At 44.7% G+C, this 425-nt stretch carries 1 pseudogene; it reads left to right on the top strand.

Annotated features, from left to right (window positions below):
• Positions 1-4: 4 nt before the first annotated feature.
• Positions 5-425, top strand: a pseudogene (locus tag J7R13_RS09045) (primosomal protein N'); the annotation flags it as partial.

Raw genomic sequence — 425 nt, 5'->3', positions numbered from 1 at the left:
ATAGGAAGAACGTGTTTTTTAGCAGGCGCGTGATATGGCGGTTGCAGGGGGTTCTTTTGAAAAGTACCCTATTATTTTATCTTCGGCTACACCTTCAATTGAAAGCCAGGTTAATGTTTTAGGGGGGCGTTATCAGCGGGTTGCTTTATCATCGCGTTGCCAGGCAGCTGCGCTGCCTCACTTTCAAGTGGTGGATATGCGCAAAGGGGGGGTAGAAAAGGGGCGCTTTATTTCTTCTGTTCTTGAACGTGCTTTAAGACAAACTATAGACAAAGGAGAGCAAGCTCTTCTTTTTCTCAACAGGCGAGGTTATGCACCTTTAACGCTATGTCGGGTTTGTGGGCATCGTTTTCATTGTATCAATTGCTCAAGTTGGTTGGTTGAACACCGTTTGTATGGTCAACTTAAATGTCATCATTGTGGTT

This window comes from Bartonella taylorii 8TBB, assembly GCF_902825155.1.
In the GTDB taxonomy this organism is placed as follows: Bacteria; Pseudomonadota; Alphaproteobacteria; order Rhizobiales; family Rhizobiaceae; genus Bartonella; species Bartonella taylorii_A.
The sequence above is the reverse complement of the archived record's forward strand: the minus strand, read 5'-3'. Positions and strand labels throughout refer to the sequence as shown.